The 14,325-nt window shown below is 62.4% G+C and carries 11 protein-coding genes; 6 read left to right on the plus strand and 5 right to left on the minus strand.

Annotation, left to right across the window (positions count from 1 at the left end; translation table 11 throughout):
- Nucleotides 1-216: 216 nt before the first annotated feature.
- Entirely contained in the window at nt 217-1,128 is a 912-nt protein-coding gene (locus C0Z19_RS16775; protein WP_102610976.1) for an ornithine cyclodeaminase family protein, read from the minus strand.
- 442 nt (nt 1,129-1,570) lie between these two features.
- Here C0Z19_RS16775 and C0Z19_RS16785 point away from each other — a divergent pair, with 442 nt between their 5' ends.
- The 4 genes from C0Z19_RS16785 to C0Z19_RS16800 all read left to right on the plus strand — a co-directional run bounded on the left by C0Z19_RS16785 (nt 1,571) and on the right by C0Z19_RS16800 (nt 7,068).
- Entirely contained in the window at nt 1,571-2,413 is an 843-nt protein-coding gene (locus C0Z19_RS16785; protein WP_146012083.1) for a hypothetical protein, read from the plus strand.
- A 147-nt stretch (nt 2,414-2,560) separates the two neighbouring features.
- Nucleotides 2,561-3,307, plus strand: a complete 747-nt coding sequence (locus tag C0Z19_RS16790) for a hypothetical protein (RefSeq protein ID WP_102610979.1) — start codon at nt 2,561-2,563, stop codon at nt 3,305-3,307.
- Between the two features lie 390 nt (nt 3,308-3,697).
- Nucleotides 3,698-4,792 carry a redox-regulated ATPase YchF gene (ychF, locus tag C0Z19_RS16795; RefSeq protein WP_102610980.1) on the plus strand — a complete coding sequence of 365 codons (1,095 nt, stop codon included), beginning with the start codon at nt 3,698-3,700 and terminating at the stop codon, nt 4,790-4,792.
- Between the two features lie 269 nt (nt 4,793-5,061).
- A complete protein-coding gene (locus tag C0Z19_RS16800; protein ID WP_146012084.1) occupies nt 5,062-7,068 on the plus strand; it encodes a hypothetical protein in 2,007 nt (668 codons plus the stop codon).
- A 158-nt stretch (nt 7,069-7,226) separates the two neighbouring features.
- Here C0Z19_RS16800 and C0Z19_RS16805 read toward each other — a convergent pair whose 3' ends face one another.
- Together C0Z19_RS16805 and C0Z19_RS16810 are read right to left on the minus strand one after the other, a co-directional pair.
- Nucleotides 7,227-7,631, minus strand: coding sequence for a lysozyme inhibitor LprI family protein (locus C0Z19_RS16805; RefSeq protein WP_102611114.1), 405 nt, complete (start codon nt 7,629-7,631; stop codon nt 7,227-7,229).
- A 119-nt stretch (nt 7,632-7,750) separates the two neighbouring features.
- On the minus strand, nt 7,751-9,088 hold the full coding sequence (locus tag C0Z19_RS16810) for a glycosyltransferase (RefSeq protein ID WP_102610982.1): 1,338 nt from the start codon (nt 9,086-9,088) through the stop codon (nt 7,751-7,753).
- 100 nt (nt 9,089-9,188) lie between these two features.
- Here C0Z19_RS16810 and C0Z19_RS16815 point away from each other — a divergent pair, with 100 nt between their 5' ends.
- Both C0Z19_RS16815 and ettA read left to right on the plus strand, forming a co-directional pair.
- Complete coding sequence (locus C0Z19_RS16815; RefSeq protein ID WP_102610983.1) at nt 9,189-9,869, plus strand: TetR/AcrR family transcriptional regulator; 681 nt, start codon at nt 9,189-9,191, stop codon at nt 9,867-9,869.
- Nucleotides 9,870-10,076: 207 nt separating this feature from the next.
- Nucleotides 10,077-11,744, plus strand: coding sequence for an energy-dependent translational throttle protein EttA (gene ettA, locus C0Z19_RS16820; protein WP_102610984.1), 1,668 nt, complete (start codon nt 10,077-10,079; stop codon nt 11,742-11,744).
- 87 nt (nt 11,745-11,831) lie between these two features.
- On the opposite strand, the gene C0Z19_RS16825 is transcribed toward ettA, so the two are convergent.
- Both C0Z19_RS16825 and C0Z19_RS16830 read right to left on the minus strand, forming a co-directional pair.
- Entirely contained in the window at nt 11,832-12,461 is a 630-nt protein-coding gene (locus tag C0Z19_RS16825) for an HAD family hydrolase (RefSeq protein WP_102610985.1), read from the minus strand.
- 17 nt (nt 12,462-12,478) lie between these two features.
- Nucleotides 12,479-14,314, minus strand: a complete 1,836-nt coding sequence (locus C0Z19_RS16830; protein WP_102610986.1) for an aminopeptidase P family protein — start codon at nt 14,312-14,314, stop codon at nt 12,479-12,481.
- Between the last annotated feature and the right edge of the window lie 11 nt (nt 14,315-14,325).

Consider the following 14,325-nt stretch of genomic DNA (forward strand, 5'->3'; position numbering starts at 1 on the left):
GTGCCCTGCCCCGCCAGGTCCTTTGCTATGAAACCGTCCATTTCATTGACCAAGGAACTCACGGGCCACAACGCTGGCGTTCGAGTCAGGTTCGAGTCGCAGCCGGGATAAATGGAAACAGACCGAAGTCTACCCCGCGGCCGCGCCGCCGCTGCCCCGACGACATTTCATCGATACGCTCATCGGCGGCGCCACGCCTGCGAGCGCATCTGCGTCTTACATGGCCAGCTTGCGATAGACCAGCGCCGAAAGCGCCACGTCCACGAGGCCGACGCCGACCGATTTATAGACCGTGATGCCTTTGGCGAGCCCGGCCGGTGCGTTCGCAGCCAACACCGGGCCGAGTTCCTGCACGCGGCTCCAATCGACGATGCCCTCTTTGGCCATCAGCAAGTCGCCGGCTTCCTTCCGGGCTTGCTCTACATCTTCCACGATGATGCGTTCCGCCCGTTCGAGCGTGACGTCGTCGAGTTCGCGTGTTTGCGGCTTGCTCGAACCGATAGCGGCCACGAACACATCGGGTTTGAGCAGCGCGCCGTCGAACAGCGCGTTGGCACTGCGCGTACAAGTGACCAGCACGTCCGCCTGCGCAACAGCGGCAGCGACATCGTCGGTCAGGAACTCCACCTCCGGGTGGCTGGTTCGCAACGTCGTGGCCAGTTGCTGCGCATCGCCTTTGCTGTTGATGAAGACGCGTTTAAAGACACCGAGTTCCAGCAGCGCGGCGATGTGCGCCTTGGCCTGCACGCCGGCGCCAAAGACCGTCAGCGTGGTCGCATTCTGCGGAAGATGCGTCTCGACGGCCACGCGCGTGGTTGCCGCGGTGCGAAATTCCGTCAGCGCGTTGCCTTGAATGCTGGCGAGGTAGCGGCCGTCCTTCGTATCGAACAGCACGACCACGAAATCGAATTTCCCGGCCAGCGTCGAGTAGACCTTGGCGCCGCATACCTGGGCGTCCTCGATCACCCCGCCCATGACGCTCAACGTAATGTCGTTCAATTGCTTTCGTGTCCGCTGCAGCGAGGCCGCGCGGCCTCGCGCATCGGCAATGAATGCATCGCGCACGACTGCGCTGCTTTCGCTCAATGTCAGGACACTACGGACTTGCTCGTCAGAAATCAGTCTCATGGGGCGCTACCTTGCCGGGGCCGCACGGCTGCCGGCTTCCGCGTAAGTTATATGGGCTTCGATTGTTGCGTGTCGGATCCATCGCGTCCAATGCAATTCGTTTGCCCGGGATAACCGCTGGTTATAGCGGGGCGCACAAGGGGCGCCAGTTGCCTGGCTCGCGTTGAACGAGCGTATTTCCTTCCCTCGTACTTCCCTCATCAGGAACATCATCATGTCTCTTGCATCCGTAGGCGCCGGCGGATACGGGCCTCCAAGCGCGGCTTCGCCACCTGCTGAATTTTCGGATTTCCGGTTACCGTAAATCCGGTGTTTCGCGGAAAATTCTTTAACGATTACTACGAAAATCCCGATTAGCACCGGCATCATCACCACATAGAATACGCCCATATCGGCACTGTTTTTCGATCGATTTCCATCCCTCCCCTCCGAGCACCGCCATATGTCCATCGCCCCAATTAACGACTACGCGCCCTCACCTTATGAGCCAGGCAGTTCGGATTTTATCCAAGCGCAAGCCGATATGGAAAAACTAAGCCAGCTAAAGGTAACGAAAAGCGATTATAAAGATGCCGATGCAACGCACGGATGGTTTGGCATATTCGACACGCTGTCGAATAAATCTGACAAGCAGCATCTGATCGGTCAGCAGACCCAATTGGAAGACAACATTTCGAAACATTTGCACAACATCGCCGCGGCGAGCGAATACGGACAAGTCTCTCCTGCCCTGCTGGCGCAAGCGCAAGCGATCGGACGCCAGTTGGATAGCCGCCTTTGGCAGGACGAGAACAACGCCTTCGGCGGTGCCGCCATTGGCAGTTCGTTGAGCAGCGCTGCTTATGATCGTGCGAGCGATGCCTACCACCTTCAGGACGCCCTGGCGTTTGCAAACACGCCCGACGTCATCGCTTTGTCGAACACGTCAACGATCATCGGTCAGGTCAATGCGCTCGATAGCAAGATCAGGAGCGACGTCGATGCGTACCACTTCGGCATGACCCAGGACGCGTGCGACGCCGCCAAAGCGCAACTGGTAGGGCCGGACTATACGCAGGTGCTTGATCTCTACAGCAAGATCAATCAGCAAATCGGCTTCGGGTCGCTCAAGGGCGGCATCAGCGGTCCGAAGATCGACGCACTACCGGATGGCGATGCGCAGAAGACCGCGTACCTCAAGCAGCACGATGACCTGGCTGCACTGCTGGGTCGCAACGGCACGTTGACCAACGACAACGAACTGCTTGGCGGTGTGTTGGGTAGTGAGTGGCAAGGGGATTGGTAGCAGCGACGCTGCGGCGGGCACGAACGCCGTCGCCGCTTCATCTCTCTTGTAAGGAACATCATCATGCCTCTTGTCTCAGTCGACGGTGGATATTCACCCTCCCCTTATGAACCAGGCGGTGCGGATTTCACGCAGGCGCAATCGGATATGGACAAGCTGAACCAGCTAACGGTGACGCAAAACGACTATAAAGATGCCAATGCAACGCACGGATGGTTTGGCATGTTCGACATGTTTTCGAATAAGTCCGACAAGCAGGCGCTGATCAAGCAGCAGACTCGCCTGGAAGACGATATAACGAAACATTTGTTCGACATCGCCGCCGCGAACGAACGCGGACAAGTCTCCCCCACTCTGCTGGCACAAGCGCAAAGCGTGGGAAGGCAATTGAATGGCCGCCTCTGGCAGGATCAGGCCGGCGCACTCGACGGCGCGGGCTCTGGCAGTTCGTTGACCCAGGCGGCTTTTGCCCGCGCGATAGACGACACCCATCTTCAGCGCGCCCTCGCGCAGGGAAACACGCCCGACGTCATCCCTTTGTCGGACACGTCATCGTTCATGGATCAGGTCCGGGCACTCGATAGCAAGATCGAGAGCGATTCCAAAACGAGCCAGAGCGGCCCAACCCAGGCCGACAAGGATGCGGCCAAGGCCGAATTGGCCGGACCGGACCGCGCACAGGTGTCGGCGCTTTACATCGAAATCGATCGGCAGATCGGTATTCGAACGCCGACGGGTGGCATCAGCAGCCCGAAGATCGACGCGCTCCCAGACGGCGATGCGCAGAAAGCTGCCTACCTCAAACAGTCCGGAGATTTGGCCAGCCTCGTCCGCCCCGGCGGCACTTTGTTCCACGCCGCCGGTTTGATCGACCCCTTCATGTTTGAAGAATAAGGAAGCCTGTCGGCGCGCAATACCCGCCCCCGTACGGAAGCACGCCCGACCCCATCCCCCTGGCCGGATACGGCATCGCTCGTCGAGCCGGTCACGGCGCTCGACGGCGAGGCCAAGGGCCGCTCGTAGACCTGCAAATCGGGGCGGACCCAAGCCGACCGCGACGCCGCGAAGGCGCTCCTCCCTGGGTCGGACCATGAAAAGACTTTCGACGGGTTACAATTGCCTTTTTCGCGCACAACACCGGTACGAACTCGCGTTGAGCCAACGCCCCGAATCGTACTGTTTTGGCGCTCCCGGAGTTCACCTTGCGGCTACAGTCGTCCTGCCTGCGGGCAGACGTCGCCCTGAGCCAATCGGCCGCAAAAGCTTGAGAAAGAAAGGTTTCCCATGAGCCTCAAATGCGGCATCGTCGGCTTGCCCAACGTCGGCAAGTCCACCCTGTTCAACGCGCTGACGAAGGCGGGCATCGCCGCCGAGAATTATCCGTTCTGCACGATCGAGCCGAACGTCGGCGTGGTCGAAGTGCCTGATGCGCGGTTGAACGCGCTGGCCGCGATCGTCAAACCCGAGCGCATCGTCCCGGCCGTCGTCGAGTTCGTCGATATCGCCGGTCTCGTCGCGGGCGCGAGTAAGGGTGAGGGGCTCGGCAATCAGTTCCTCGCGAACATCCGCGAGACGGATGCGATCACGCATGTGGTCCGTTGCTTCGAAGATGAAAACGTGATCCACGTGGCCGGCAAGGTCGATCCGCTCTCGGACATCGAAGTCATCAACACCGAACTCGCGCTGGCCGATTTGGCGACTGTCGAGAAGTCGCTGACGCGCTACGCGAAGGCCGCGAAATCGGGGAACGACAAGGAAGCCGTCAAGCTCGCGGCCGTGCTCGAAAAAGCGCGCGTGCAGCTCGACGCCGCCAAGCCGATTCGCGCGCTCGACCTCAGCGACGAAGAAGCGGCGCTGCTCAAGCCGTTCTGCCTCATCACGGCGAAGCCGACGATGTACGTGGCCAACGTCAAGGACGACGGCTTCGAAAACAATCCTCACCTCGACGCCGTGCGCAAATACGCCGAAGCCGAGAAGTCGCCGGTCGTGGCTGTCTGTGCTGCGATCGAAGCCGAGATCGCCGATCTGGCCGACGAGGACAAGGAAGTATTCCTGGCCGACATGGGCATGGACGAGCCCGGTTTGAACCGCGTGATCCGCGCAGGGTTCAAGCTGCTCGGGCTGCAGACCTACTTCACGGCGGGCGTGAAGGAAGTGCGCGCCTGGACGATCCATATCGGCGACACGGCGCCGCAGGCAGCTGGCGTCATCCATACCGATTTCGAACGCGGCTTCATTCGTGCGCAGACGATCGCGTTCGACGATTTCATCGCGTACAAGGGAGAGCAAGGTGCGAAGGAAGCGGGCAAGATGCGCGCCGAAGGGAAGGAATATGTCGTCCACGACGGCGATGTGATGAACTTCTTGTTCAACGTCTAAGCCGAACCGACCAGAAGCCCGGCCGCGCAGCCAGCCGGGTTGTCGATAAGCCCGCTTATGCACCCACATGAGCGGGCTTTTTCATGCGCGCTCGCAAGGCGCTGATCGGCACTGAGACTGCGGCGAAACGCCACCACTCCCCATTCGTCACAACGAGGAAGTTTCTCATGCGTGCGGCCAAAAGCGCCAATTAGCATGGGATTCAGGTTGCCGTTCCCATCACGGGATAAGAACCTGAATTCAGAGAACACTTTGTAGGAATGACGAATATGAGCAAAGCACCACATATCCAGTTCTCATGGCCTCTGCAATCCCTATCTGCGATGTTGCAGACAATCGGAATCAGCGGGCTGGGTCCGCTCGATGCAGAAAAGCCGGTTCTCTCTCATTGGCCGCAACGCGAGCACTGGGCTGATTACATAGCGCGTCTCGCGGCCGCTAATCATCACCTTCTCACCGCGCAGGAACAGGAAGAGATCGACACGGTGCTCACTCGGGCAGAAGGCCAATTCAACCAGTTGCTCACGTCGCTATCGGTCTCGGATTCAGGCAGCGCAGCAGCAGCCGGCCGCGTACTGCACGAATTGCTCGACAATGCACAGGAACAGATCTGCCGACATCGCACGCACGCTCACGCAATCTACCCGTTCTTCGCACGTTGGATAACGTTGCACCTTGCCGCATTCGCGTTTCATCAGGGCGACGACGAACACACCGCGCATTTGCAAGGCATCGGCGTTTGGAAGGCCGGCCGCGAATTTCTCGAGCGCGCCTGCCAATCGGCGTGCGGCGAACGCATGAGCCAGATCGGCATCGCGATCACGGGTGCGGATGATGACAAGGTTTACGTGCGAGACAACCGGCTTGGCATGGCGCTGACCTCTGAAGTTTCCGCGCATGGTGAAGAGCAAAGCCATCTGCATCAGGTGATGGCGGCGCTCCGTTACGAGGCGGCGAATCGGTACATTCGCGAGCTCTCGCTCGAGGACGGCATTGTGATTCTCGAGCATGCGCATGACGGGGTGACCGTGTCGGCCGATTCGCCGATCAAGCAGGATCAGCTGATGGCGCCGCGCGAATCTTGGCAAACGGCGCAGGCCGCACTTCGCGCCGATATCGACGAGGCGCTTACCGGATGCGGCGAATGGTACGAGCGGCTCGTCACCGAGCACGCCCGCTCGCTGGGCCGCGAGAATTCGCCCCGTGTCCGATCGCGAACGAAACGGCGCGCAGTCGAGGGATACGACGTTTTTTCGGCGATGACCACCGGCCTCGTCGGCATGGTGCCCGTTGTCGGGAGCGTGCTCAAACCGGCTACCGGACTTTTGCTGCGCTGGCTCGACGGCCGTCCGGACCCGTGGGTCGAATTCGAAGAAAAGATGAAAGGATTGATCAAAGCGAATCTCGATGCGGAGAATGCGCGCTATATCCGAAATTCATTGAACGGGTTCGATTACGAGCTGGACTTGCTGCTCAAAGAACACGACGCGAGCTTCCAGGCAGGAAGGCTGCAAAGCGAAGCGACGGATTTCGGCCGTCGAATCGGCGCCATGTCGGAGCGGCTGTCCGTGTTCACGCCGCATATTCTCAACCCGCGGAATTTTCATGCCACCGTCCCGTACTTCGAGCACTTCTTTCTTCTCAGCGTCGCAATCAACCTGACCGGGGAAAAGATCAACGTCAGCTCATACGATTTTCCCGCGCGACGGAACAAGCTTTACGAAATGACCGAGCGTTACGTCGAATACGCAATGCTGTCGGCGGCCGACGAGCGCCGCAGCGATATCGGATTCAAGAATTTCGACAAGGGTTGCAACTACCGCGTTGGCGATTCGGTGTATGACTACCGGCGTGAGAACGCACTGTCCGACACGGTGCAGGGCTTGCCGACCAACGTCAAAAACAACGTTCGAACGGCCGCCCAATCTGCCGCCGGGGTCGTCGGCGCCGCCCAGTTGTTGCGAATGCCGACGATGAACGCCATCCTGATCGTCGAGAACGACGCGACAGCGGGCTTCGATGTCGAGCGGCTGAAAGACGTCTATCTAAGGACGATGCGCAAGTTGCATCGTCAAATGAAAGACGACTGGGGAAAGCTTCAGGACGCGCAATACTACAACCACAAACGCTACCTGCATACGGACGTCCATGTGGTCACGGAAGGTCACGTTGCGACCTACGACGATTACACGGTCGTTCCGTCGGCCAATATCCTGCGCCTGCCCAGTGCACGGCCCGAGGAAGGCACGAAGTTCCATAACAGGTACGACGCCTGAGCTGTCGTGGGTGAGTGGGTGAGTGGGTGAGTGGGTGAGTGGGTGAGTGGGTGAGTGGGCGCGTAAGCCCGGTCGACGTTCCGCTGACCCACGTTGCAACATATCAAGGAAGCCCGGGTTGGGGCGGGGCTTCCCTGATTCGAGCCGATGTGTATGCGTCAGGGCGACTTACGAGCGGCAGCCGCCATCAGGTTTCTTGTCATTTCCTTTGTGGCAGCGGTGACACAGATCGCCTGTGCTGCGGGTTTCATGGAGCCGCCGTCCCACTCGTCGCGCGCCGCCTTCTCGCACGAAACGTCGCGCGCCTTCTTCCATTTGGCGATACGCGCGTCCAGTGCTTTTTTTCGCTCCGGGTGCTCGTGTTCCTGCCGCTCCACTTGCTGTCGCAACTCGCGCTCGGCGACGAGTTGGTCGCGCCACGCACAGAAGTTCATGCTGGTTTGGTCCGAGTCGCATTGGGCAAGTAACGCATTGACCTCGCTCGCCGGCAATCCGCTGCGAGCCGCGATCTCGTCGGCTGGCGTTTGCTCGGCCAATGCATAGCCCGACGCCACCAGCAGCACGAGAGAAACAAACGCATAGGCGCTCAGGCGATGTCTCCAGGCAAGGGCGCGGAGATCGCTTTGGATGCCGCCCTTCGGCTCGGCGGTCGATGACAAATCCCATTCAGTCGCAAACTGCACTATGCCCCCGCGTTGACCGGACAGATCCCCACGCCTCGGAGCTCGCGCCCCTCTTCCGTCCAACGTTCTATCGCCGCAACGGCCTCGCGCAATCCCTCCTCTTCCTGCATCGCCGCGCCGAGTTCCGCAGCGCGCGCTCGTGTCGCCGGCCGCAACGCGAAGTCGATTGCGCGCGCGAGAGCCTTCGCATCGACACTCTTTCCATCCACGGGCGCTGCCGCTGCGCCAAGCCGATAAAGTCGCTGCGCCCAAAAGAACTGATCTCCAGCAAACGGCACGACGACCGAAGGGACGCGCGCCCGCGTAGCCGAATGCGTCGTCCCCGCGCCACCGTGATGGATTGCAACCGCGACGCGCGGAAACAGCCATGCATGCGGCGTATCGCCGATTACGCAGAAGTTCGACGGTAACGCAGAAGCCTCAACGCCGCTCCAGCCCGGATAAAACAGCGCCCGACGTCCGCCGACCGCTTCGACCAATGCACGCACCATCGGCTCGCGATCGAAGCCGGCCATGCTGCCGAAGCCGACGTAGATCGGCGGCTCGCCCGCATCGAGAAACGCCGCCAACGACTCCGGCGGCGTCCAGTCTGCACCGGAACCCGCGCCCGCGCCCGCACCCGAGCCGAAACCCGAAAGCCGCCCCGCGGAAGCCGGCATCGTCCACTGACCGCACACCCGCGCGTACTCCGACCAATCGGCGGGCCGCGGCAACAACGCGCGCGAAACACCGTACAGAATGGGATGGTCGGTCCAATTCCTCTTGCGCGGTGCGAGGCCGCAAACCTCGACGCGCGCGGCGTTCGTCGCCTGACGAAACGCGCGCCAGATCATGTCGTTGACGAACCGGTGACTCGCTCGATTGAGGAACCCGGGCACAAGCCCCGGCGGCAGAAATGGCGTGGCAAACTCGCGCGTTGGCGTGATCGGAATCATCGATGCACCGATCGCCGGGATCCGCAGGTGCTCAGCCACCGACAACCCAACGAACGACGCCAACGCCGAAACGATGAGCGCGTCGCTATCCTCGGCCGCGGCTTTGATTTGAACCATCCAGTCATGCGTATGGGCGTTCGCGATGGCCGCAAGCGCCTTCGCCGTCGCTTGCGCGCCGCTGCGTTTCCCGACGATTGCACCCAGCGCTTCGCCCGGATCGAGCGCCCGCTTGATGTCGCCCGCAAGCGGCGCGCACGGCACGCCCAGCGCCGCGGCCGCGTGCAGCGTCGAACGATCGGCCAGCAACTGCGCCTCATGGCCTGCGTCGATCAGCGCGCGGCAAAGCGCTGCCAACGGACGCGTATCACCTTCTGTCCCGTACGTGGCTACGGTAAATTTCATGGTTCGGCATCGGCGCTGCTCATCGCGGGCCGCTCCTGTCACATTAAACAATACGACGTATATTAATGCACATCGTGCATTTTTTCAGAGAACATCACGGATGACAACTGTCGAGGATCCGGGCCGCCGCGAGCGCAAGCGTTTACAGATGGTCGCCCATCTGGTCGGCGTCGCCGGACGCCTGTTCGAGACGCAGCCCTATGAAAGCGTGACGATGGAGCAGATCGCCCTCGAGGCCGATGTCGCGAAGCGCACGCTCTACAACCATTTCCCGACGAAGGAAGCGCTGCTCGCGCATTGGCTCGAAGTCGAGCTCAAGCACGATCTCGAACGGCTGCTGCCCGAACTCAACAGCCGGCGCGGCTTCGCGCAGCGCGTGTCGGTCGAGCTCGACGCATCGGCCGACTGGTGTCAAAGGCACCCTGCGCATCTGGCCGCTTATCTGCGTCACCGATTTCTCGCGATGGGCGACGCGCCGCCGAAACCGCAAGCGCCTTCGTCCAACCGCGGCGACATCGCGCACCTTTGGCACGCGCTGATCGTCGACGCTCAGGCAGCCGGGGAAATCACCGACCGCTTTTCGCCGATGCAACTGACCACGTGGTTTCACCACCTCTATCTCGGTACGTTGATGCGCTGGTTGATCGAGCCGACGCTCGCGTTGCGCGAGGAATTCGGGCAGATGGTGACGCTCTTCATGGAGGGCGCGGGGAAGCCCGCCGGGAAGCAAGCCGAGAAGCACGCCGTGCATGCCAAGCGCGCGAGCGCCGGCACGCACTGATCGCAACCAACCCAAGCCAAGCTGGGACGAGGCGGGCCGCGTTGCGCGTTTTCCGCGATGCATGCGCGTGCCGGCACGCACGCAGGTGGCGCGGTTGCTAAAATGACGCCCAGCAGGCGATCGATCTCGCTTCCTCCGTTTCACCTTCATTCACCGGCATGCCGCCTCGCCAGCTACGGCGGCGCCCACGTTCGCTCCTTTCCGCACATGGCCCAATACGTCTTCACCATGAACCGGGTCGGCAAAATAGTGCCGCCCAAGCGTCAAATCCTGAAGGACATCTCGTTGTCCTTCTTCCCCGGTGCGAAGATCGGCGTGCTCGGCCTGAACGGCTCGGGCAAGTCGACGCTCATTCGCATCATGGCCGGCGTCGATCGCGACATCGAAGGCGAAGCCACGCCGATGCCTAATCTGAACATCGGCTATCTGCCGCAAGAGCCGCAACTCGATCCCGAGAAGACCGTGCGCGAAGCGGTCGAGGATGGACTCGGCGACGTCTTCCAGGCGCAGAAGAAGCTCGACGAGATCTACGCGGCCTACGCCGAGCCCGACGCCGATTTCGACGCGCTCGCTGCCGAACAGGCGAAGTACGAGGCGATTCTCGCGGCCAGCGACGGCGGCAGCCCCGAGCAGCAGCTCGAAGTGGCCGCCGATGCACTGCGCCTGCCGCCGTGGGACGCGAAGATTGCGAACCTGTCGGGCGGCGAGAAGCGCCGCGTCGCACTGTGCAAGCTGCTGCTCGAGAAGCCCGACATGCTGCTGCTCGACGAGCCGACCAACCACCTCGACGCCGAATCGGTCGAATGGCTCGAGCAGTTCCTCACGCGCTTCCCGGGAACGGTCGTCGCCGTCACCCACGATCGCTACTTCCTCGACAACGCCGCCGAGTGGATTCTCGAACTCGACCGCGGCCATGGCATTCCATGGAAGGGCAACTACAGCAGCTGGCTCGACCAAAAGGAAGATCGCCTGAAGCAGGAAGAAGCGTCCGAATCGGCGCGCCAAAAGGCGATCAAGAAAGAACTGGAGTGGGTGCGTCAAAACCCGAAGGGGCGCCAGGCGAAATCGAAGGCCCGTATCGCCCGCTTCGAGGAGCTCTCGAGCCAGGATTACCAAAAGCGCAACGAGACGCAGGAAATCTTCATTCCCGTCGGCGATCGGCTCGGCAACGAAGTCATCGAATTCAAGAACGTCAGCAAGGCTTATGGCGATCGCCTGCTCATCGACAACCTCAGCTTCAAGATGCCCGCAGGCGCGATCGTCGGCATCATCGGGCCGAACGGCGCCGGCAAATCGACGCTGTTCCGCATGCTGACGGGCCGCGAAACGCCCGATGCGGGCGAGATCGTCATGGGACCGACGGTCAAGCTCGCTTATGTCGACCAGAGCCGCGACGCACTCGACGGCAGCAAGACCGTGTTCGAGGAGATCTCGGGCGGCGCCGACATTCTGACGGTCGGCAAGTATGAAACACCGTCGCGCGCCTACATCGGCCGCTTCAACTTCAAGGGCGCCGATCAGCAGAAGAACGTCGGCAATCTGTCGGGCGGCGAACGCGGCCGTCTGCATCTGGCCAAGACGTTGATCGCGGGCGGCAACGTCCTGCTGCTCGACGAGCCGTCGAACGATCTGGACGTCGAAACGCTGCGCGCGCTCGAAGATGCGCTACTCGAGTTCGCCGGCTCTGTGATGGTGATTTCGCACGATCGCTGGTTCCTCGACCGGATCGCCACGCACATCATGGCGTTCGAGGGCGACTCGCAAGTCGTATTCTTCGACGGCAACTACCAGGAGTACGAAGCCGACAAGCGCAAGCGCCTCGGCGAGGAAGGCGCGAAGCCCAAGCGTCTGCGCTACAAGCCGATCACGCGCTGATCGACGCGCAGCAGCGCGTCGGCCTCCGGGTCGTTGCTCGAGGGTGATCCGGCCCGATCGCCCTCGAGCACACCGGCTCCCTCCCCCTCAATCCCCAAGCGGCAAACCGAGTGCGCGCAGTTTCGTCTCGGTCGCCTCGGCGCTCGTGTGATGCAGGCCGTGCCAGCCCGCCGCCGCCGCGGCCGCGGCGTTCTTGGGGTTATCGTCGATAAAAACGATCTCGCCCGGCGCAGTTCCGGGCAGATGCCGTTCGATACGCGAGAACGTCTCCGCGTAGATGCGCGGATCGGGTTTCACGAGCTTCACGCGGCCCGACACGACGACGTCGCGAAAGCGCCGCAGCACGGCGAAATGCTCCCAAGCATAGGGGAATGTTTCGTTCGACCAATTCGTGAGCCCGAATAACGGCACACCGGCGGCCTCCAACTTGTCGACGAGTTGCACACCTTCGGCGATGACGCCGCCGATCATCTCTTCCCAACGATCGTAAAACGCACGAATGCGCGCTTCTTCGTGCGGGAAGCGCGCAACGAGTTCCTCGGTGCCCGATGCAAGCGACTGGCCGCCGTCCTGCCTGATCACCCACTCCATCGAACAGACCTCGGTCAGAAACCGACGGCGCTCGTGCGGATCGGCGATCAGCTTGCGATAGAGGTAGTCGGGGTTCCAATCGATGAGCACCCCGCCGAAATCGAAGACGACGACCTTCGGTTGCATATGCACGTCCTGGTTCGTTAAATCGGTTGGGTGCGGGCCTCGAGCCAGCGCCTGGCGTCGCCCGAAACATGGCGCCCGACGCGCTCGCGCACGCTTTCGTGATAGGCGTTCAACCACGCGCGTTCGTCCTCGCGCAGCAACGAGGTCAATACGCAGCGCGTATCGATCGGGCACAGCGTCAGCGTCTCGAAGGCGAGAAACGAGCCGAAGCCGGTTTCGCCGTCGGCGCGGCTCAGGACCAGATTCTCGATGCGCACGCCCCATTGATCGGGCCGATAAACGCCCGGCTCGACCGACGTAATCATGCCTTCTTCGAGCGCCGTGTGCGGGTCGGGCTGCGCGTAGTGGGAAATCACCTGCGGGCCTTCATGGACGTTCAGGAAGTAGCCGACGCCATGGCCCGTGCCGTGGCCGTAGTCGCAGCCCGCTTCCCAGATCGGCGCGCGCGCGATCGCATCGAGCATCGGAGAGCGGATGCCGCGCGGAAACCGCGCGCGCGACAACGCGATCATGCCTTTGAGCACGACCGTGAAATCGCGCTTTTGCGCCTCGCCCACGGCGCCGACCGGCACGACGCGCGTGATGTCGGTCGTGCCCGTCACGTATTGGCCACCGGAGTCGATCAAGAGCAGCCCATCCCCTTCGATCGTGGCGTGCGAGGCGGCCGTCGCGCGATAGTGCGGCATCGCGCCGTTCGCATTGAAACCCGCGATGGTCGCGAAGCTCGGTGAAATGAAACCGGGGCGGCGCGCGCGCGCTGCCGTCAGCCGCTCGTCGATCGTGAGTTCGGTGATCGTTTCTCGGCCCAACGCCGCCTCGAACCAGGCGAAGAATTCGGCGAGCGCCGCACCGTCCTGCTCCATGGTGCTGCGCACGCGCTCGGCCTGCTCGGGCGTCTTGCGCGATTTGGCGAACGTCGACGGATTGATCGCTTCGACGACGCGCACGTGCGCCGGCACCGACTCGCGCATGCCCCATGTCACCCGACGCGGGTCGATGAGGAGCGTCGCGCCGTCGGCAAGCCCGCCGAGCGCGGCACGGGCCGCTTCATAGGCCGCCACGCGAATGCCGTCGCGCGCCAGCGCCGCGGCGATCTCGGCCGACACTTTGCCCGCGCCGACGAACAGCACCGCCTCGTCGAGCCCGACGAGCATGTGCGCCACAAACACGGGATTGAAGCTGACATCGTCGCCGCGCAGGTTCGTGAGCCACGCGATGTCGTCGAGCGTCGAAATGAAGTGCCACTGCGCATCGCGCTCGCGCATTGCCGCGCGAACAAGTGCGAGTTTGTCGGCGCGCGCCACGCAGGCATCGGCCGCCGCATGCTCGTAGACGGCGCCCGCCGGCAGCGGCGGACGATCGTTCCAGACCGATTCGAGCAAATCGGGTTCCGTCACAAGGCCGATCCGGTGCGGCGTCAGCGCGTCCTGCAACGTGCGTGCGGCCGCGAGACCCAGCACCGCGCCGTCGACACCGACCCGCTCGCCGGCCGCGAGGCGCTGCGCGAGCCAGTCGACATGCGCCTGCGCTTGCGGGCCGCCCGCCATTTTCATGAGGTCGATGCCCGTGCCCGCCAACTGCGCCTGCGCCTGAACCCAATACCGGCTGTCGACCCAGACGCCGGCGCGATCGGCCGTGACGACGAGCGTGCCGACCGAGCCCGTGAAGCCCGACAGCCATCGCCGCGCTTGCCAACGCTCAGGCAGGTATTCGGACAGATGGGGATCGGACGAAGGGACGATATAGGCGGCAAGCCCCGCGCGCGCCATGGCCTCGCGCAGGCGTGCGAGGCGCTCGCCGATCGGGGATGCGGGACCGCTCTGGGCGGCGGGTTGAGCGAAACGATCATTCATGAGGGCACCTG

The organism is Trinickia soli, from assembly GCF_002879855.1.
Classification (GTDB): Bacteria; Pseudomonadota; Gammaproteobacteria; order Burkholderiales; family Burkholderiaceae; genus Trinickia; species Trinickia soli.